The sequence below is a fragment of the Desulfonatronum parangueonense genome (assembly GCF_054656975.1).
In genome coordinates this window covers 1668487-1689283 of the sequence record NZ_BAAHXH010000003.1, presented here as the reverse complement: position 1 = coordinate 1689283, position 20797 = coordinate 1668487, and the positions used below count along the sequence as shown (strand labels likewise).

Below are 20797 nucleotides of genomic sequence, written 5' to 3'. Positions count from 1 at the left end.
CAACTACGCGGCTCGATAAAGCGGGATAAGGCAGCTTTCAAAGTTTGTGGCAAGCATGATCTGGATTCCCGTCTTCGCTGGGATGACTTTCTTTCATCCGTAGCGAGTCAGTCTTACCCGCGAAGTGAGTATCCAGCCCGCTCATATTCGGGGTGTGCCGAGTAGTTGCTTTCTTGTATGGTTTGCCCTCATGGTTTTCATGGTTGGTCCATCAATGCGTGCGATCTGACATGAATGTGCCAACTGCATGACGTCGCTATCGGATCAATATTGTCCTGGTTCTCTGGGCAGCGGGAAGACCGAGGGTGGTTCCCAGTTCCGTCGCTGTTGCCTTGGCCTTGGCCAGGCCCGGATACAAGCCGGGCAAGACCAGGCGAGAGGAACCCCGCAACTCGATGACATGCGCTAGATGAACAGGACGCAGATCCCCACCGAGAACCGCCGCCACGCCGATTTCGCGAAACGAGCTGAACAAAAATCCTCTGTGTCGTTCCCAGAACAGAATCCGACGGTACTGTTCCACCACGTCGCTTTCGGCATCGATATGAACTTCATGCCGATAGGTGATGCAGGCCCCGCCAAAAAGAAGCAAAAAGCAGCCCAGCACCGCGCTGTACATTCCCGCCGGCCATAACCAGCCCCAAACCAAAAACAAGATCAGGGACAAAAATAGGGCAAACCAGCCCATTGATTTGCTCAACTTCCGGTCCGAGCGAATATCCATGCCGTGATCCACCTTGGCGCCTGAAAGGCTTATGCAGGAATTCAGGTGACTATTCAGCACACATTGTGCGATCTGCCTCCGACAATCGGGGTCGGAATCGGTATCGGGGTCGGAATCGGTTTCAAAATTTTGAGGAGTCTTTTCATAGCTTGCTTTCGATACCGATCCCGATACCGACGCCGACCCCGATATCAATGCGGCAACAGCAGTAGCATACTGAATGGTTACGAATTCAGGTGACTATTCAGCACACATTGTGCGTACCCGAACTGCCTACCCGAACGCCCCAGAGTTGTCGCGGCTTCGAATGAACTTGTCCCGGGCATTGAGCAATCCCTGGAAAATTGGTTCAGCCACATTGCTTGGAAATTCGGGTGGAAGTCGCTGCGTGACGTTTGCTATCACGCCATCCAGTTGTTGGAGTATTTCTTCGAGGATTGCCTCCATCTCATCCATGGGAAAATGGCAGGCTTTTGCTGTGCTGATCCAATGTCTGCGCAGAATTTTGAACCAATGATAAGGCGATTTGCTCCGCGCACAGCCATGGCCATTTCAATTTTGTGAATTTCCAGATTTCGTTTGGCGAGGCAGGGATACGCGTAAAGGATGTCGTAGAGAGGAGTGAGGTGGTAGTTTCCTCACGCCTGGTGAAAGATGCTGAAATTTTTGGCATGTCCATCGATAGCGGCCAACAACCAGAAAAGAAAATGCGTTGTGAGGAATGCTTTTCTGTCCTCGAAACTTCTGGATGATCCGAGCAACAACTTCATGATTTTTTCAATACCCGGCCCGCCGTCGCTTTCGTATTTCAGGGCTGGAGAGACGCCCAGAGCCTGACACATGTCTTCCTGGGGCGACCGGATGATCCAGGTCTGATCCTCTGACATCCTCCTATCGAACCGTTTGATTTGTTCTCAGGCATCACTACAACGACATTTTGATGTACCAATCAACGCCCTTTGATGGTTTAACCACGGGGACCACGGGGGGGCACGGGGGGGCACGGGGGGGCACGGGGGGCACGGGGACATATTCCGTTCGTAACGATTCAGCACATACGGTGCATGACCATTCCCCAGCACTGGATGCCGGCTACTTCCGTTAAACCAAAACTCTTTTTCCCTATGTTCCCCGTGTGCCCCGTGGTTAATCAAACCTTGTCAGACGATGGGAATGGAAGTTTCGCTGTAGTGCCGACTGCCTGAGCTGCCGCATGGCGGCCGACTTCATCCGCATCCGCCGCCGTCGCCGGTGCAGCCCATGGCCTTGCAGCTTTTGCCTTCCCGGCGGTGCTTGAAGGCATTGACGTTCCCGCCCCGGTACACCGCTGCCAGTCCTTCCTGGATGAATCCGCTCATTTCCAGGGGCTTGATGCCTTCCTCGCCGAGAATGGCCATGGGCGTGTCCCCAACTCCGGACACAAGGACGGCCCGGCAGTCCTTGAGAGTTCGCGCGAGGTCGTACCAGCGCTTGGCTCCGCCGCCTTTGGGAGGAGCTTCGCGAACCTCGACCATGGTGAAGGTGCCGTCCTGCTCCGCCCAGATCTGGAAGGAAGACGCCTCCCCCAGGTGCTGATTGATGAGCACCCCCTCCATGGAGGCCACGGCAACATAGGGCCTGTCTCTGGTCTGCATCGGGGGCAGGGTCTTGGAGCAGGCGCTCAGACAGGAGGCGAACTCACCGGACTTGTCCTGGTCCAGAAGCCCCACGGCATCCGCCCGGCAGCGCTTGCAGTGCCGCATCTGCGGCAGGTATTTCTCGGCACTGGAACGAATCCGCTCGATTTCTTCCTTGCCCGGCTCCGGGATGTCTTCGAAAATCGTTTCCGCGGCGGGGAAGAGCGGCATGCAGTTCAGCAGATCCACGCCCAAATCGCGCATCTTGGCCGCAATGGCCTCCACATGATGGTCGTTGATGCCGGGAGTGACGATGGTGTTCACCTTGACGATGATGCCTCGTTCCTTGAGTCCCGCGATGACCGCCTGCTGGCGTTCCCACATTACCTTGGCCGCCTCAAGCCCGCGATAGAGCACCTTGCCGTCCCTGACCCAGGCATAGAAATTTCGGCCGATTTCCGGATCCACCGCATTCACGGTGATGGTCATGTGGGTGACGCCGTATTTTTTCAAATCGTCCAGGTAGGGCAGCACCCCCAGGCCGTTGCTGGACAGGCAGAACAGCATCCGTGGAAAACGCTCCCGGATCAGGCGCAGTGTTTCCAGGGTTTCCTTGGGATTGGCAAAGGGATCGCCCGGCCCTGCAATGCCGACCACGGTGATGCGCGGGTCCTTCTCTAGGATGCGGGTCAGATAGTCCAGAGCCTGATGCGGCTTGAGCACCCCGGAGGTGACGCCGGGGCGGGATTCGTTCACGCAGTCATATTTTCGGTTGCAGTAGTTGCACATGATGTTGCACTTGGGCGCGACAGGCAGATGCACGCGGCCGCATTCGCCCTTGGCCTTGACGTTGAAGCATGGATGCTTTGCGGTATCTGGAGCGCTCATGATTGATATCCTTATCAATTTAAAAGAAATCAGGCGGGTAACTATTCAACAAATTCTAATGCAGACTTTGTTATTCTGATTTCATGTCGTTTTATCACCACGAAGGGCACGAAGAGCATGAAGGAAGAAAGGGGATGAAACCCTGATGACGCACTTCGCACTGACAATTGACAGCACAGATATTCATCCTCCGTATCCTTCGTGTCCTTCGTGCTCTTCGTGGTTGATTATCTTGAACATGGTTTAGCCGAGTAGTACCCAGGAGTCAGAATCTGACGATGACGCAAATCCTTGAATCTGGATAATATCTCATTTCATCTCAGATATATCCCCATGCCACCGGGGAATCGTCCTGTTTTTTCTCGATCATCGCGTTCACGATCATGTCGTAAATGTTGAGTGCGCCCCGGTAGCCCAGGTGCAGGATTCGCTGGGAGCCGAAGCGGTCGTGGATGGGAAAGCCCACGCGGATCAGCGGGATGTTGCGGGCTCTGGCCAGTTCCCGGTAGCCTTTGCTGTTGCCGATCACCAGATCCGGCTCCAGGGACTGGGCCTGCTCCACGATCTGGTAGAAATCGACGCCGTCGCGAACCAGGGGCGGCTCACCGGGAAATTCCTCGGTTACGGCGTGCACCGCGCCCTTGAGCAGGCCGGATTCGCCGCCGGAGGCCGCCAGGACCGGCTTGACGCCGATTTCACTCAGGAAGGAGGTCAGGCCGACAACCAGATCTTCCTCGCCGTAGATTACGGCTTTCTTGCCGGCAATGTACTTGTGGCCGTCCACCATGGCGTCCAGAAGTCGGCCGCGTTCCAGGACATGCCTTTTCGGGGTGGCGCAACCGGTCAGTTTTTCCAGGGTGGTGAACAGGGCGTCGCTTTCCCGCAGGCCGATGGGCAGGCCCAAGGAATGCAGCGCAACGCCGTATTTTTCTTCCAGAAGACGTCCGGCGCTGAGTTCGGGTCTGATGGTTCGGCCGAACTCGATGCTCGCCGCGGCGCCAGGCATGTTGCGAACCCTTTCCACCGGCGTCCCGCCGCCGGGAATGTTCTGGTAGTCTTCCAGGGCAGGGCCATCCAGGGTCTCGGAATAGTCCGGCAAAATGGTCGCGCAAAGCCCTGCATGCACGAAGATGTCCTGCAAGTAGCGGATGTCCTCCGGGGAAATGAAACCGGAAAAAATGTTGATCGAGGGATGCCGTTCCGCTTTCGGATCTGCCAACTGATCGACCATGGCCCGAACCGTGGCATGAAAACCTTCCATATGCGATCCTCCGTAGGAGGGGGTGCTGACGTGAACCAGGGAGGGCATGCTGCCGTTGCACCCGGCCTGATATTCCTTCTTGAATTCGTGGAGTATTGTCGGCACGTCGTCGCCGATGGTCTCGGTCAGGCAGGTGGTGGCAATACCCACGGCCGGGGCCTGATACTTTCGAATGACGTTCAGGATGCCCTGCATCAGATTCGCCTTGCCGCCGTACACGGCGTCCTTCTCGCCCAGACTGGAGGAAGCGATGTCCATGGGCTCGCGGAAGTGGCTGATGATGTAGCGCCGCATATAGGTTGCGCAGCCCTGGGAGCCGTGCAGAAACGGAACGCATCCTTCCAGGCCCTTGAAGGCCACGGCCGCGCCCAGCGGAGTGCAGAGCTTGCAGGCATTGGTGGTGGAAACAAACGATTCGGTGGTTTTCATGATACGCATTCCTCTTTGTTGTCTCCCATGCTGATGGGGGCCTTGCTCCTTCTGGGAGTGAATCTCCAAACCGGACTGGTCACTGTGGCGTGGACTTCTTTGGCAAAGTTGTACATGCCCAGAAAACCTTCCAGTGCTTCCTTGCGCTCGTGGTTGTGATCGCAGAACCCCACTCCCAGCTTGTAGGCGATGGGCCGTTCCTTGACGCCGCCCACGAAGATGTCCACGTCCTTTTCCTTGATGAACGCCGAGAGCTCCAGGGGATTGGTGTCGTCCACGATGATCGTGCCCTCGTCCGTGATTTCGGCCAGTTCCTGGTAGTCCTCCTGGGTCCCGGTCTGGGAGCCGACCATGACCACCTGCATGCCCAGATGGCGGAAGGATTTGATCAGCGAAAAAGCCTTGAACGCTCCGCCGACGTAAATGGCTGCCTTCTTGCCTTCGAGATCCTTGCGGAATTCCTGCAGGCGCGGATACAGCGCACTCAGTTCCTCACGGACCAGTTCTCTTGTCCGGGCCATGATGTGCGGGTCCTTGTCCTCGAAGAACTTGGCCACGTCGTACAGGGCGTCGGACATGTCCTCGATGCCGAAATAGGATACCCGCTGGAACGGCGTGCCGTATTTCTCCTTCATCATCCTGGCTAGATCCATGGTCGCGCCGGAACACTGGACCAGGTTCAGGGCCGCCCCGTGCGCCCGGCGCACATCAGCCACCCGGCCGTCCCCGGTGATGTTGGCCACCACCTCCACGCCCATCCGCTTCAGGTAGTCCTGAATGATCCAGATCTCGCCGGCCAGGTTGAAGTCGCCGAGGATGTTCACGCTCAAGGGGGAGATGGTCGACGTGTCGCCGGTGCCCACCAGCCGGAACATGGCCTCGCAGGCGGCCAGATAGCCTTCGCGCTTGTTGCCCTTGAAGCCCTCGGACTGCACCGGAATGATCGGAATGCCCTTTTCCGCCTCCACCTTCTTGCACACGGCCTTCAAATCGTCGCCGATGATGCCTACGATGCAGGTGGAGTAGACAAACGCCGCATTGGGCTGGTGCAGGTCGATCAGCTCGATCAAGGCCTGATAGAGTTTTTTTTCGCCGCCGAAGATGACGTCCTTTTCCCGGAGGTCCGTGGAAAAGCTGAGCCGGTGCAACTCGGGCCCCGAAGACAGGGCGCCGCGAATGTCCCAGGTATAGACCGCGCAGCCGATGGGCCCGTGCACCAAATGCAGGGCATCGGCTATGGGATAGAGCACGACCCGGGATCCGCAGAAGACGCACGCTCTCTGGCTCACGGCTCCGGCCAGACTGCTCTTGTTGCAGGAAATGGAAAACGGTTCCGCTCCCTTGCGATGGATCTGTTCTTTTCGTTCTTCAAAGATCACGGGTTCCATGGTTTCAACCTTTTTGATTCGGTTCAGGAGACGTCACTTTTTTTTACGCAGGCAAATCAGCTGCGTTGCGTTCCAGCCTCTGAGCCGGTAAAAATTCAAGGCAGGGACGTTCTTTGCGTCCGCCAGGAGCTGCAGGCGCGAAAGGCCCATTTCCGCGGCCGATTCTTCCAGAGCCCGCATCAGCATTCCGCCGATGCCGCGCCCTCGCCGGCGGGCGGCCACCACCACATCCTCCACCAGGCCGACCCGGCCGCCTTCGGCCGTGGAGACGAGGGTCTGGAATGAGCACATGCCGATGGCCTGGTTGTTCTCTACGGCCACGAGGATTCGGCGAGAGGTCGGATCCTGCAGCATCAGGGCGAGCCCCTGATGCTGCAGGGCGGGGTCGGGCTGAAAATCCGCTTCAATGGCGAACAATTCACTGAGCAAAGCAACCATTTCCGGAATATCTCCAGAGGTCGCGGTTCTGATGGTCACTGATGCGGACATGGCTTCTGTTTTTCGGGCTGCTACAGGCTACAGCAAGAATTCTTCCGCCGGCCGGCCTTCTTCCAGGCCGTCCAGAATGGCGTCCACGGCGTCTTCACTGTCGATTTTGCCGAACCACCAACCTTCCGGATAGACCACCATGACCGGGCCGTTTTCGCACTGTTTCAGGCAACCGGTGCTGGTCACCAGCACGTCCAGGTTGCGGTCCAGAATCTCCTCGTCAATATAGGGCAGCAGGCCGATGGTACTTTTGTGGCAGACGCCCTTGGGTTCGCCTTTGGTCCGGAAACTGGCGCAGACGAACAGGTGATGTTTCGGTTTTTCCACGGATTATTCTCCTTTATCACGACAAATGCGGAACCAGGTCGCAGGGGCGAGCGCGAGGATTGCCCCTGCGATGACAAGATTGTTAGAACGCAAGTTCAAATTTTTCCTCGTCTGCATCCCGGTCGATGCGGGTCAGCAGGGCGTCCAGGATTTTTTCCAGCAGCCGCAGGCCGCCCTTGTAGCCAACCGTGGGAAAGTACTGGTGACCCACCCGGTCCAGGATCGGGAATCCGTGGCGGATCAGCGGGATGTCCTCGTCCCGGGCAATGTACTTGCAGTAGGTGTTGCCGATGAGCAGGTCCACGGGATCGTTCTTGATCCACTGGTGCAGCATGAACATGTCGCCGTGGGCCTTGATATTGACCGGAAACGGGCTGTCGGCCGTGATTTCCTTGATCCGGCTCTCGAACTTCTTGCCCGGCGTGCCGGTGACGATGTGCACCGGGCACATGTCGATGGACGTCAGGAATTCGGTCAGGGCGATGATCTGGTCCGGATCCCCGGTCAGGGCCACCTTTTTGTGATAGAAGTACTGGTGCATGTCCGAGATCATATCCACCAGCTGGCCGCGTTCGTGGGTGATCAGGTCCGTGACGTGGCGGCCGGAAATCAGGCGCAGGGCGTCAATGAACCGATCCGTGGCCTTCAGGCCGATGGGCAAATCCAGAATCTTGCAAGGCACCTTGAATTCGGTGTCCAGAAATTTTGCCCCGTCGGCGGAAGCCCACTCACCAAGAGCCAGGGTGCCCACGGAGTCCGCGGTAGATCGCAGTTCCTCGGTGGTCGTGCCGCCCTCCGGAAACATTTTGTATTCTCCGGTCAAAGGGCCGTTGAGCACTCCCGAGGTGTCCGGAACAACGATGGTCTTGACCCCCATGGCGCCGGCCAGGCGTTTGATTTCCTCCATGTCCGAAGGTTCCACGAAGCCGGGAATGATGTTCACCTTGCCGTTCTTCTTGCCGGTCTTGGCGGCAAAACCTTTCAGGATTCCCTTGACCATGTTCGAGAAGCCCGTGACGTGGGACCCCACGTAACTGGGGGTGGAGGCGCTGACGACATGTTTGCCTTCGGGAATCTTTCCGTCCTGGCGGGCTTTTTCCGTAATCTGCGGCACGTCGTCGCCGATGGTCTCGGACAGACAGGTGGTGTGCACGGCTATGACGTCCGGCTCGTACACCGTGAAAATATTGTTGATGGCCTGGACCAGGTTGGCCTGGCCGCCGAATACGGAAGCACCTTCCGTGAACGAGCTTGTGGCCGCGGAAACCGGCTCCTTGTAGTGCCGGGTCAGGGCGCTGCGGTGATAGGCGCAGCAGCCCTGGGAACCGTGACTGTGGGGCAGGCAGCCGTGAACCCCCAAGGCCGCGTACATGGCCCCCACCGGCTGGCAGGTCTTGGCCGGGTTGATGGACAGCGCGGAGCGCTCCTTGATTTCAGTCGGCGTATGTCGAAGCAGCGTCATAGTATTCCTCTCTTTATCCTTTCGCTGTCATGCCACGGATAACAATTGATTGATTCTCCAACTCCCAAATCCAACTACCGATTTCCAACTCCATGTGTTCGACCTCTGGCCACTGGCCCCTGTCACTCCCAGACATACGTCGCGGACAGTTCCGGCTTTTCCTGCCAGGGCGCCTTCAGGTAGGACCAGACCTTGCTGTTCACCATGCGGTCGATGTCCTGGTAGAAGTTCACCGCGCCCTTGAATCCGGCATAGGGCCCGCCGATATCGTAGTTGTGGAGCTGCTTCAGCGGGATGCCCAGCTTCTGGACGGAATACTTTTCCTTGATCCCGGCGCAGAAGATGTCCGGTTTCATGATCTCGATCAGCTTCTCGGCCTCGTACTGGTTCAGGTCGTCGATCACCAGGGACTTGTTTTCCATGTCCGGAATCATCCCGGCATATTCCTTGAATTTGAAACCCGCTTCCTCCAGTCTCTTCAGCTCTTCAGGGGTCTTGCGCGGATTGTAGTTCTCGGTGCACGGCTCGATTTCCAGTTCCTCGATGTTCCGGCTGTCCGCGTCGATCTTGATGTCCGGGATGACGTGCCGGCCTTCGTAGTCGTCGCGGTGGGCGAACTCGTAGCCCGCGGAGATGGTCCGCATTCCGATCTCGTTGAACAGCTCCTGGTAATGATGGGCCCGTGATCCGCCCACGAAGAGCATGGCCGTCTTGCCTTCGGTCCGGGAGCGCACATCCGCCATGACCTGCTTCACCTCGGGCATTTCCTCGGCGATCACGGCTTCCACGCGCTGGGTCAGCTTCGGCGAATCGAAGTACTGGGCGATCTTGCGCAGGGATTTGGCCGTGGCCTCGGCGCCGATGAAGTTCACCTTGATCCAGGGAATCCCGTATTTGGTCTCCATCATTTCGGCCACGTAGTTGATGGAGCGGTGGCACATGACCGTGTTCAGGTCCGCGGTGTGGGACGTGGCGAACTGATCGTAGGTGGAGTTGCCGCTGAAGGTGGAGACAACGGTGATCCCGCACTTGTCGAAAATCCGGTCGATCTCGAAGCCGTCCCCGCCGATGTTGTATTCCCCCAGCAGGTTGATCTTGAACTCGCCGACCTTGATCTCTTCCTTGGTGCCCACCACATGCTTGAAGATCTGGTTGTTGGCGATGTGGTGGCCCGCGGACTGGCTGACGCCCTTGTATCCCTCGCAGCTGAACCCGAAGACGTTGATGCCCAGTTCCTCTTTCATTTCCTTGGCCACGGCATGGACGTCGTCGCCGATCAGACCCACGGGACAGGTGGAGAAGATGGCGATGGCCTTGGGATGGAACAGCTCGTAGGCTTCCTTGATGGCCTGCTTGAGCTTCTTTTCTCCGCCGAAGACGATGTCGTTCTCGTTCATGTCCGTGGAAAAGGCGTAGGGCATGAAGTTTTCATCGGCATCCGTCTCGGCGTGGGTCTGATTGCGCCGGGTCAACCAGGAATAGAATCCGCAGCCGATGGGGCCATGGGTGATGTTCACGATGTCCCGGGTCGGGCCGAGAATGACGCCCTTGCAGCCGGCGTAGGTGCAGCCGCGCATGGTGATGATGCCGGGAATGGTGCGGATGTTGGCGCCCATTTCCGGAGTGGACGCGCCTTCGGCTTCCTTGACCATGATCTGCTTGGCCCGCTTCTTGGCAACCTTGGTCGGGTATTTTTTCAACAGATCCTGCACTAGGTCGGCGGGATCCATCTGAACAACTTTTTTCTTTTTCGTAATGGTGCTCATGCTTCCTCCAGCTTGACCGAACTTAGTCGATGGATTTTGCGCCTCGCTCGCCGGTGCGGACTCGGACGGAGTCGAACACCGGAGCGACGAATATTTTGCCGTCACCGGGTTTGCCGGTCCTGTTCACTTCCATGATCGTATTCACCACGTCTTCCACTTGATTGTCCTCGACAACCACGGTGAAGACCCGCTTGGGATACAATCTGCCTTTCTCGCCCAGCAGCTCGGCGGCTTCCTCGTAGCCTTTTGCCGCGCCCTGGAGCAGGGCCGAGTTGATCAACCCCTTGCCCCGGCCCTGGGCCTCCAGGGCGAAGAATGCCGGGACTCCCGCTTCGGCCAGGGCTTCCTTGGTCTTGTTGACCATGTTCATCCGAATGACCGCGGTTATTTCCTTCATACTCCGACCCCCTTCAGGTCCGCTCCTTCGGTCTCCTTGACTCCGGAGCTGATGGTGTACATTTCCTCCACCGGACTGAGAAAAATCTTGCCGTCCCCGAAGGCGCCCTTTTCACCGGAGCGGGCGGCTTCCATGATCGTCTTGACCACGAAATCCTTGTCGTTCTCGCCCACCACGCTCAACAGCAGCACCTTGGGAATCTCGTCGTAGGTGATCTCGCCGATCTTGATGCCGCGCTGCTTGCCGCGGCCGGCCACGGAGAACTTGGTCACCGCCGGGTACCCGGCATCCATCAACGACTTCAATACGCCATCCGCCTTCTCGGGCCGCACTATGGCTCTGACCATGATCAACATTGTTGCTTCTCCTTTGAATTGCGTGTTGTTCGGCTTGCAGTGCCCAAAATCAACCGTTAGTTGGCGATGCCGTAATCGATGAGCAGCTTTTCCAGTTCATCGATCTCGAGGGGTTTGGGCACGACGAACATGTCGTTGCCGTCGATTTTTTTGGCCAGGGTGCGGTATTCGTCGGCCTGGGCGTGCTCGGGGTCGAAGTCGATGACTGTCTTGCGGTTGATCTCGGCCCGCTGGACCATGTTGTCCCGGGGTACGAAGTGGATCATCTGGGATCCTAGCCGCTTGGCTAGCTGCAAGATCATCTCCCGCTCATTGTCCACATTACGGCTGTTGCAGATCAGTCCACCCAACCGCACGCCGCCTGCCTCGGCAAACTTGACGATGCCCTTGCAGATGTTGTTGGCCGCGTACATGGCCATCATTTCACCGGAAACCACGATGTAGATTTCCTGGGCCTTGCCTTCACGGATGGGCATGGCGAATCCGCCGCAGACCACGTCGCCCAGAACGTCGTAGAAAACGTAGTCCAGGTTCTTGTCTTCCTTGTAGGCGCCAAGCTGCTCCAGGAGGTTGATGCTGGTGATGATTCCCCGTCCGGCACATCCCACGCCGGGCTCCGGACCGCCGGATTCCGTGCAGACCGTCCCGGCATAGCCGCCCAGAAGCACGTCATCGAGTTCCACGTCCTCGCCTTCCTCCCGCAGAGTGTCCAACACCGTGCGCTGATGCAGTCCGTGCAGCAGCAGACGGGTTGAGTCGGCTTTGGGATCGCAGCCGACGATCATCACCTTGCGACCCATCTCTCCCAATGCCGCCACGGTATTCTGCGTAGTGGTGGATTTTCCGATCCCGCCCTTTCCATAAATGGCAACCTTGCGCATGCGTTCCTCCCGATTGAAGTGTTGAGATGGAAGGCATAGGGCAAGGAGCGTGCCAGGGGTGGATTTGTGCTCAAAAAATTGAAATTTAACTTCATTATTTCAATAGATTGATTTCATGCTGAAGGGGTTTCCCATCTTCAAGAAAACTCGACAAGAACGAATGACATATTTGTATGCTGGTACAAAAAGGAATGTATGAATGTCGGAAGCGAGGAGATGCGAAACGCGCCGAGGGGAGATGAACAGCAGGTCAATCTTTGGGGAGATGCAGCATCATGTGGCTCATGAATGCCCTGGGCGATCCATGATTTGCGGGTGTACAGAGGTCCGGGGTGGAAGCGTGTACCGGCTAGAGAATCTCTGTTGGCACCGAAGATGCTCTCAACTCCTCAAAGACTGTGATATAAGTAAAGGGTAACTACCCAGCTCATCCGAGAAAAAACGGACTGGATACCGGCCTTCGCCGGTATGACTGAACCTGGAAAGACATTGGTACAATACGTCATCCCGGCGTAGGCCGGAATCCAGCGCTGGCAAGTGAGCACGGGGTATGTGCTGAATATTGCCATAAAGGAAGGAACAATGCTCATCGACAGCACCTTGCGCGAGGGAGCGCAGATGTTTGGAGTGTACTTCACGGACGAACTGCGGCGGCGCATCCTGACAGAACTTGTGCGGGCGCGGATCGAGGAAGTCGAAATCGGTTGGGTCGGCCAGGAAGGGCTGCCGGAGTTGCTGCGGCATGGCCGCTTGGTGGACCCTGAGGGGCGAACGTCCTTGACGGTCTGGTCGCCGCTGCGTTCCCGGGACCTGCGGGCATTGGCCGAGCAGGGCGTGCGGAGAGTCCATTTCGGGGTTCCAGTATCGGATGCACATATCGAAAAGCGGCTGCACCTGGACCGGGCCGGGCTTCTTGAACGTCTGCGGCGAGTCCTTGAGGACGCGGCCTCCTTGCAATTCGACTTCCTGAGCATCGGCCTGGAAGACATCTCCCGCGCGGACCGGGAGTTTGCCCTGGAAGCGGCGAAATTGGTGCGGGAGTGCGGCGGACATCGAGTTCGGCTTTCCGATACCGTCGGTGTGCTCACGCCCCTCGAAACAGCGGAACTCGTGCGGTTGTTCGTCGAACAGGCCGGGCTGATGGTGGGCTTTCATGGTCACAACGATTTCGGAATGGCCACGGCCAATGCGATCACCGCATTGGCCGCCGGGGCGCATTGCGTGGATGTTTCGGCTCTGGGCATCGGGGAGCGGGCTGGAATCGCGGCCCTGGAGGAAGTCAGCGCTCACCTGAATGTCCGGAAAATGGTCGGATATGATCAAGCGGGAATTCTCAACCTTGCCCGGATGGTCGGCGAAGCGGCCTGCATTCCCGTTGCCCGCAACAAGGTCCTCCTGGGACAGGATCTTTTCGCCTGTGAATCCGGCCTGCATCTGCACGGTCTGGCCGCGGACCCCGCACTGTTCGAGCCATTTGCCCCGGAGGGCATCGGTGCTCATCGAAAAACAGCCGTGGGAATGAAATCCGGAACCGCGGCTGTGGCCGAGGCTATCCGTGGGCTCGGCATCATCCTGCCTCGCCGGGATATCGAGGATCTTGGCAAGCATGTCCGGGAGCTTTCCGGTCAGCTCGCCAGGCCGCTGCGGGACGACGAACTGCTGTTGCTGGCATCTTCAAGGCATGAACATCAAGATGATCAGTTCACAATCACCATCAACTAAAGCAGCATGGCCCGCAAACTGAACAGAAGAAATCTGAACCGCCCGCTTCGGTCGAGGCGCAAAGGTCGTCAAGAGGACATCACCCAGACAATACGAATTTCTACGTATCGAAGAACGTTTCGGGGGGGCATGGGCGTTTTTTGCCGGGAACGCGCGGCTCTGCACTCGCAGTTCTTGAGGAGCGGGTACGGAGCCCCGCGTTCCCGGGACTTCTGAACCACCCGCTTCGCTCGAGCGCAAAGGTCGTCAAGAAGACATCACCCAGACAATACGAATTTCTACGTATCGAAGAACGTTTCGGGGGGGCATGGGCGGTTTTTGCCGGGAACGCGAGGCTCTGCACTCGCAGTTCTTGAGGAGCGGGTACGGAGCCCCGCGTTCCCGGGGCTTCTGAACCACCCGCTTCGCTCGAGGCGCAAAGGTCGTCAAGAAGACATTACTCAGACAATACGAATTTCTACGTATCGAAGAACGTTTCGTGGGGCATGGGCGGTTTTTGCCAGGAACGCGCGGCTCTGCACTCGCAGTTCTTGAGGAGCGGGTACGGAGCCCCGCGTTCCCGGGACTTTGCCCGGAGCCCCGCGTTCCCGGGGCTTTGCCCGGATGATCGAAAAGAAATTTCGCTGTAGATTTAAGACTGATGTTTGACAAATTAGTAAATATTATTTTTTGTTTTGCTCATTTTGTCGGAAATATCTCAGGATATGATGACCAAGATAATAATTAACTATTAAAAATAAGGTAGTTAATAGGTATACATAATGGAATGGTTCTTGCGTTAAGCACGACATGACCCCAGACACCAGAGATCTCAAACTGCATGTCCTTTCCAGCATCTGTGAGATAATCGCGCACCTGCCGGATCTGGAAAACATCTTGTTGGAAGTCTTGCGCATCATGTCGGACAACCTGAGCATGAAACGGGCAACCGTCACCCTCCTGGACCGCAAGACCGGAATGCTCTTCATTACCGCGTCCCATGGGCTGACCCCGGAAGAAATGCGGCGCGGGGTCTATCGCCTGGACGAGGGCGTCACCGGGCGGATCTTTCAGACGGGCAAGCCCTATGCCGTCCCGGACATTCGCAATGAACCCCTGTTCCTGAACAAGACCCAGTCCCGAACCCTGGAAAAACAGCACCTGACTTTCATCGGTGTGCCCATCACCCTTCAGGGCATTCCCATCGGCGTCCTGAACGTGGACCGGCTTTTCGGGGACCATGTTTCCACTCAGGAGGACATCGAGTTCCTGCAGGTGGTGGCCGTGCTGATCGCCCAGTTTGTCAGCCTGAACGAACAGTTTCAGAATCTGCGGGCGGAGAATGCTTCGCTGCGGTACAAGGTTTCCAAGGGAACGGACGGCCCGTACATTGTCGGGCGCAGTTCGGCGATGCAGGAAGTTCAGCGGCAAATCGAACGTGTAGCGCCGACCAGGGCCACTGTCCTGTTGCAGGGTGAATCCGGAACCGGAAAGACGTTGATCGGCAGGATCATTCACGATCTTTCGGAGCGCAAGAAGTTCCCCTTCATCAAGGTCAACTGCGCCTCGATTCCGGAAAACCTGTTGGAATCGGAACTCTTCGGGTATGAAAAAGGAGCCTTCACCGGCGCCATGGGCGCCAAGCCCGGCAAATTCGAAGAGGCTGACAACGGGAGCATCTTTCTGGATGAAATCGGCGAGCTGCCCCTGGGGCTGCAGGCCAAGCTTTTGCGTTTCATCCAGGAGAAGGAATTCGAGCGGCTGGGCAGCAACAAGACTCGCCGGGTGGATGTGCGCATTCTGGCCGCTACGAACAAGGATCTGGAAGCCTTGTCCAACCAGGGGGCCTTTCGGCCGGATCTGTTCTACCGGTTGAACGTCTTTCCGATCCATACGCCTGCCCTGCGGGAGCGCAAGGAGGATATCGAAGGTCTGCTGATCCACTTTCTGCGCAAGGTCAGCCGGGAGTACAACCGGGAAATCCACTTTTCCATCGAGGCCCTTGAACTGCTCAAGGCCCATGACTGGCCCGGAAATGTTCGGGAGATGGAGAACCTGATCGAACGTCTGGTGATCCTCAGCGAGCAGGACCGCATCCAGCCGGAGCTGATCGAGCCCTTTCTCGGTTCCCGGTCACCGATGCGGACGGACAGCCATTCAGCTCCCGAGCCTGCCAAGGGCGAGGATAAGCCTGCCCTGCTTCGAGAAATGGAAAAGCGCGAAATCATTGCCGCACTGGGTCGCAATGGCTGGGTCCAGGCCAGAGCGGCCAAGGAGCTTGGTCTGAGCCAGCGCCAGATGGGCTACAAGATCAGCAAGTTCGATCTGGATGCCATGGTTTCGGTCCAGAGAGTCAGGTCCAGAAAGAAAAAATATGAGTAACTACTCGGCCCATTCGAGTAAAACGGGCTGGGTGCCCGCCTTCACGGGTGAGCTTGTTCTGGAGATGTCATAAAACAAGTCATTCCCGTGAAGGCGGGATCCAGGCCATGCTTGCCGCAAGTCATCCTCCGTTTAGTAAGTTATTCCTGATAGTAAGTTATTCCTGATAGTCTGCAAAAAAAATACAAGAAGTTTTGAACCGCCCGCTACGCTCAAGGAGCAGGGAACGCCAAGAAGATTTTTTGTCTTCCGCTGGAAAGATGCGGCAGGCAAAAGGTTTCACGCCTGACGGCGAAGTGACATCACCCCGACAGGGGGTGAGGCATCCTTTTGGAAAGCAGCTCTTACTCCGAAGCAAACATTGACAGCATCGAATGCAGCCGGTCAATATTGATCCAGGCGCTCAGACCATGTGTTTCGGCTCGGCTGGGCATGGAAAATTTGTTCAGCATGGTTTGATCGGTGTTTTGCCATGATTGCACCGCATGATCGCTGCAATCTGATTTGAAATTTTCGTAACTAATCAGCACATACTCTAATGCTGACTTGCCAGCGCTGGATTCCGACTTTCGCCGGAATGCCATATCGTGCCACGTCCTTCCCAGTTCAGTCATGCCGGCGAAGGCCGGCTCTATTGCTATCCAGCCCGTTTTTCTCGGATGAGCTGAGTAGTTACACATTTTCATTCTTTGGGCAGAACGCCATTTGCAATCGTCGATCATCATCGTTTCAGGAGGGGAGTGTGAAGCAGGAAGATACCATTGTCATTGCCAATTCGGGTGAGAGGTACACCGAGGTTGAGTTCATCAAGATTTTCTTTACGGACCTGAACGGTCGGCTCAGGACACTGATTATCAACCCGGAATTCATGGAGCGGATTATCGAGAAAGGGGTGGGTTTCGACGGCAGTTCCATCGCCGGCATTACCACTGTGGACGACAGCGACCGGCTGCTCCTCCCGGTTCCGGAAAGTTACCGCGTTCTCGAATTTGCCAATGATCGAATCGGCTTTTGCATCGCCAGGATCATGAATCTCCTGGGAGGTCGTGCGCAGTCCGATCCCCGGGCTGTTCTGGAACGAACCCTGGAAAAGGCCAAGAATGAATTCGGCGTGCGGTTTCAGGTTGCTCCGGAGCATGAGTTTTTTCTCCTGCAAAGCGACGACTTCACCAAGAACATCCATTCGGACAAGGCGGGCTATTTTCACTCCGATCCGCACGACAAGGGCGGCGAAGTGCGCAACGAGATCATCAGGACCCTGAAACGTTGCGGTATCCGGCATGAAAAGACCCATCACGAGGTCACGGCTTCCCAGCACGAAATCAACCTGGAACATGCCGACGCCCTGGCAGCGGCCGACCGGACCATCCTGTTCAACTACGTCGCCGAGCGGGTCGCCGCGGAGCACGGCATGTACATGACCCTGATGCCCAAGCCTTTCGACGGTCAGAACCGCAGCGCCTTTCACATGCATATTTCCATGTGGGACACGGAGGGGGCGAACCTGTTTTACGACGCCGACGGCGAGTACATGCTCAGTCGCCAGGCGCGGCAATTTGTCGCGGGGATCCTGAAGTACGCCCGGCAGACCTCGATCATCATGGCGTCGACCTACAACTCATACAAGGCGTATGTCGCGGAGCGGGAAGCTCCCATGGTCGTGGGCTGGGGAATCAAGAACCGGAGTTCCATGGTCCGATTGCCGTACTGTACGGACGCGCAAAGCATGCGCTTGGAACTGCGCAGTCCGGATCCCTCAGGCAACGTCTACCTGCAGATGGCCGCCTTGATCGAAATGGGCATCCAGGGAATTCGGGAAGGGATCGAGTGCGGAGCGCCGGATATTGGTTGCGTGTATCGCAATTACAAGGAATGTCGAGTCTGGGATGAACGATACCTGCCCAGAAGCATGTACGAGGCTCTGGTTGAGGCGGAGCGGAGTGATTTCTTACGCAACCTGCTGGGGGAGAGCATCTACAAGCACTACATGTGTCTGAAAACCACGAGCTGGGAGGAGCACCGCACCCATGTCACGCCGCGGGAACTGGGAAATTACCTGATGATTTGATCCAGTCTGTCAGGTCAGCTTTCGAAAAACCTGTGGCAAGCATGGCCTGGATTCCCGCCTTCGCGGGAAAGACTTTGTTGATGCCGCCGCCAGACCAGTCATACCCGCGAAGGTGGTATCCAGTGCTCTTTTTCTCGGATGAGCTGAATAGTTATGTTTTCGGTAACAACTCAGCGGTAGTAATACTGTTGACGGTTTTGGCTCGGAATCGGGGTCGGTATCGGTATCGGGATCGGTATCGAAGCGAATCCATGTGGAAGGCATTCAATTGTGTAACTACTCAGCAGAGCCAGAAAAAGACCTGGATAGCGATAGCGCCGGCCTTCGCCGGTATGACAAGAGTGGTAAAGCTTGCCAGATAAGTCATTCCGGCGAAAGCCGGAATCCAGTGCTGGAGAATGATCATGCTCCTTATGTGCTGAATAGTTACTCAATTGTTTTCGAAACCGATTCCGATTCCGACCCCGACCGATACTGATAATCGAAGGGAGATCGCAAAACAGAACGTGTACTGAGTAGTTACGACTTTTTTCAATGCCATCCCAGACCAGTCATACCCGCGAAGGCGGGTATCCAGGCCTTTATTTATCGGATGAACTGCTGATTAACAAAAAAACAGGGGCGCCCTCGAGGGGCGCCCCTGCTCTGTTCGAAGCCATGAATGGCCTACCTATTGGCCTATCTAATGGCCAAATTTTGGGCGGCTTGCTGCTTCCGGAGCGGACTACTCGGGAATGGTCGGCCAGGTGGTTGTCTTGCCCTGGTAATTGCGCAGGGTGTATTCGGTTTCGTTCTTGTCCTGGATGTAGTAGTCGGGCATGAGGGGGATTTTGCCGATTCGGGTGGCGATCACGTACATGGGTTGGGCCAGGCCGGTGGTGTGTCCGCGAAGGGCGTCCCGAATCAGTTCCGCGCCTTTTTCTACGGGCGTCCGGAAATGGTCGATTCCCGGCGTGGGTTCGCAATAAAACACATAGTAGGGCCTGATCCGGATGGTCAGCAGCTTTTGATGCAGTTCGCGGAAGGTATCGACATCATCGTTGATGCCCTTGAGCAGCACTGCCTGATTGCCGACATTCACGCCGCAGGTCAGGAGGTCGTAAATCCCCTGTGCGGTCAGGTCCGTAATTTCACGAGGATGATTGCACTGGGTGTTGATCCAGATGGGAACCTGATGACGTCCGGAGAGCACCTTCTTCAACCCATCGGTAATGCGTTGGGGCAGGACAATGGGAGTGCGGGTGCCAAAGCGGATCATTTGCAGGTGCGGCATCTCCCTCAGCTTGCGAATCAGATAGTCCAGCTTGTCGTCGGAGAGCAGAAAGGGGTCACCACCAGTGATCAAAACGTCCCGGACCTCGGGATGTTCCCGGATCCAGTCCAGCCCTTCCTCGACGTCGAAACGCAGTTTCAATTCCCGATCCACCACCAGTTCCTTGCGGAAGCAGTGCCGGCAGTAGTTGGCGCAGACGTCCGTGACCGTAAAGGCCACCCGGTCCGTGTATTGCCTGGCAATGGAATCCGGCCGGACTTCATCCGTATCCCTGTTTTCCTTCCAGATCAGATAGTTGGGAATGCCGTACTTGTTTTGCTGCTCCTGGGTGTTTGGAACGACTTGTCGACGAACCGGGCAATTGGGGTTGTCCCGGTCCATGAGGTCGGCAAAATACGGGGTCGTGCCCCAGCGGGTCGGCATGTCCGTGATGGCCCGCTCCTCCTGCTCCGTCACGTTGATATGCAGTTTAAGTCTTTCAAGGGTGTTGACAAAGTTTTGAAGTTGTTCCTGCCAGTGCTCCATTCCATCTCCGCTTTGATCTGAGTTCTTGCCCTCATGGGTCATTCATTGCGGCTGTTGCCGTTGTCCACGCGACTCCTCAAATACTTTGCCGCAAATCAAGCCGCTCATCAACCTCAATAATTGTAAATGCTCAAAGGTCTTGCGGCAATCAACGTGATAAATCCCGGGAGCACCGCATCCCGGTGCGGCAGCGGCGGAGGAACGCACTCAGAACCGAGTCCCGGCTGGAGCGAGGCCCCGGTACATGGATCATGAAACCCCGCGCGACGGCAACCCTTGCACAGGAAACATCAACGCCCGACCTTTTTGAGACAGTTGTCCCAAATCCGGCGTCCGTCCCAACGGCGGAGTTGGGAAGGGTGCCTGCTCGAATCGTACTCTCTGCCAAGAAGAAGCGTCACGTCCCGCTCCTATCCAAGCTGCCGCTGAATGAAAAGGATTGCCTTGCGAGGCTCATTGGAATAAGCGCATACAATCATGCCCTCACCTTGCTATCCGTTGGTCGATGTCCCAAATTGGGAATCCAAAGAATCCCGGCAATGGGGCTTTTTCTGGTTCACCAGCTCGTTTCTGGCCAGAATATACAAATTATCTTCACACTAGAGAAAAAAATGCTTATGTTTGTTCACAAGTTCACAATCCGGTCCTGTAGTTGCTGGAAGAAAAAATGCCGGCTAACCCAAATGTAAAAAAATATCAAAAAATCAAGGATTTGTTCGCGATGGAGCTGAAGAATGCTTCAGTGTCTGATAACTGCCATTGCAACTATTTTGGTTGGTATGTTCTTTGCCCGCAGTTATCTGTCTTCTTGCTCCTGCGATGCTCTCCGCAGGAGCACTTTGTATCAGGTCAGATCAATTGTTA

The 20797-nt window shown here is 56.6% G+C and carries 17 protein-coding genes; 3 read left to right on the top strand and 14 right to left on the bottom strand.

Translation table 11 applies throughout. From position 1 onward, the window contains the following. Positions 1–256: 256 nt before the first annotated feature. From ACYQ15_RS07685 to nifH, 12 genes are all read right to left on the bottom strand, one after another. Positions 257–724 (bottom strand): hypothetical protein, encoded by a 468-nt coding sequence (locus tag ACYQ15_RS07685; RefSeq protein ID WP_459936940.1) that lies wholly within the window; start codon positions 722–724, stop codon positions 257–259. Positions 725–1362: 638 nt separating this feature from the next. After that, entirely contained in the window at positions 1363–1632 is a 270-nt protein-coding gene (locus ACYQ15_RS07680; protein WP_459939555.1) for a HipA domain-containing protein, read from the bottom strand. Between the two features lie 318 nt (positions 1633–1950). Beyond that, positions 1951–3228 (bottom strand): radical SAM protein, encoded by a 1278-nt coding sequence (locus ACYQ15_RS07675; protein ID WP_459936939.1) that lies wholly within the window; start codon positions 3226–3228, stop codon positions 1951–1953. A 319-nt stretch (positions 3229–3547) separates the two neighbouring features. Beyond that, positions 3548–4918, bottom strand: coding sequence for a nitrogenase component 1 (locus ACYQ15_RS07670; RefSeq protein WP_459936938.1), 1371 nt, complete (start codon positions 4916–4918; stop codon positions 3548–3550). Next, a complete protein-coding gene (gene nifE, locus ACYQ15_RS07665; RefSeq protein WP_459936937.1) occupies positions 4915–6306 on the bottom strand; it encodes a nitrogenase iron-molybdenum cofactor biosynthesis protein NifE in 1392 nt (463 codons plus the stop codon). Before nifE ends, ACYQ15_RS07670 begins: the two co-directional genes overlap by 4 nt. Before the next feature lie 33 nt (positions 6307–6339). Beyond that, on the bottom strand, positions 6340–6795 hold the full coding sequence (locus ACYQ15_RS07660; protein WP_459936936.1) for a GNAT family N-acetyltransferase: 456 nt from the start codon (positions 6793–6795) through the stop codon (positions 6340–6342). Between the two features lie 27 nt (positions 6796–6822). After that, a complete protein-coding gene (locus ACYQ15_RS07655; protein WP_459936935.1) occupies positions 6823–7122 on the bottom strand; it encodes a (2Fe-2S) ferredoxin domain-containing protein in 300 nt (99 codons plus the stop codon). A gap of 82 nt (positions 7123–7204) precedes the next feature. Next, positions 7205–8584, bottom strand: coding sequence for a nitrogenase molybdenum-iron protein subunit beta (gene nifK, locus ACYQ15_RS07650; RefSeq protein WP_459936934.1), 1380 nt, complete (start codon positions 8582–8584; stop codon positions 7205–7207). Positions 8585–8706: 122 nt separating this feature from the next. Continuing rightward, the gene (nifD, locus tag ACYQ15_RS07645; protein ID WP_459939554.1) at positions 8707–10314 is read right to left on the bottom strand and encodes a nitrogenase molybdenum-iron protein alpha chain; all 1608 of its coding nucleotides are present in this window, start codon (positions 10312–10314) and stop codon (positions 8707–8709) included. 58 nt (positions 10315–10372) lie between these two features. Continuing rightward, a complete protein-coding gene (locus ACYQ15_RS07640) occupies positions 10373–10747 on the bottom strand; it encodes a P-II family nitrogen regulator (protein ID WP_459936933.1) in 375 nt (124 codons plus the stop codon). Then, a complete protein-coding gene (locus ACYQ15_RS07635; protein WP_459936932.1) occupies positions 10744–11103 on the bottom strand; it encodes a P-II family nitrogen regulator in 360 nt (119 codons plus the stop codon). Before ACYQ15_RS07635 ends, ACYQ15_RS07640 begins: the two co-directional genes overlap by 4 nt. Positions 11104–11159: 56 nt before the next feature. Continuing rightward, on the bottom strand, positions 11160–11984 hold the full coding sequence (gene nifH, locus ACYQ15_RS07630; protein ID WP_459936931.1) for a nitrogenase iron protein: 825 nt from the start codon (positions 11982–11984) through the stop codon (positions 11160–11162). Positions 11985–12566: 582 nt separating this feature from the next. On the opposite strand from nifH, the gene ACYQ15_RS07625 reads away from it, so the two are divergent. Next, positions 12567–13706, top strand: a complete 1140-nt coding sequence (locus ACYQ15_RS07625; protein WP_459936930.1) for a LeuA family protein — start codon at positions 12567–12569, stop codon at positions 13704–13706. A 789-nt stretch (positions 13707–14495) separates the two neighbouring features. Beyond that, on the top strand, positions 14496–16067 hold the full coding sequence (locus ACYQ15_RS07620; protein WP_459936929.1) for a sigma 54-interacting transcriptional regulator: 1572 nt from the start codon (positions 14496–14498) through the stop codon (positions 16065–16067). A 344-nt stretch (positions 16068–16411) separates the two neighbouring features. On the opposite strand, the gene ACYQ15_RS07615 is transcribed toward ACYQ15_RS07620, so the two are convergent. Then, complete coding sequence (locus tag ACYQ15_RS07615; protein WP_459936928.1) at positions 16412–16792, bottom strand: hypothetical protein; 381 nt, start codon at positions 16790–16792, stop codon at positions 16412–16414. A 17-nt stretch (positions 16793–16809) separates the two neighbouring features. Here ACYQ15_RS07615 and ACYQ15_RS07610 point away from each other — a divergent pair, with 17 nt between their 5' ends. Then, the gene (locus ACYQ15_RS07610; protein WP_459936927.1) at positions 16810–18135 is read left to right on the top strand and encodes a glutamine synthetase family protein; all 1326 of its coding nucleotides are present in this window, start codon (positions 16810–16812) and stop codon (positions 18133–18135) included. A gap of 724 nt (positions 18136–18859) precedes the next feature. Here ACYQ15_RS07610 and ACYQ15_RS07605 read toward each other — a convergent pair. Next, positions 18860–19933, bottom strand: coding sequence for a KamA family radical SAM protein (locus ACYQ15_RS07605; RefSeq protein ID WP_459936926.1), 1074 nt, complete (start codon positions 19931–19933; stop codon positions 18860–18862). Positions 19934–20797 lie beyond the last annotated feature (864 nt).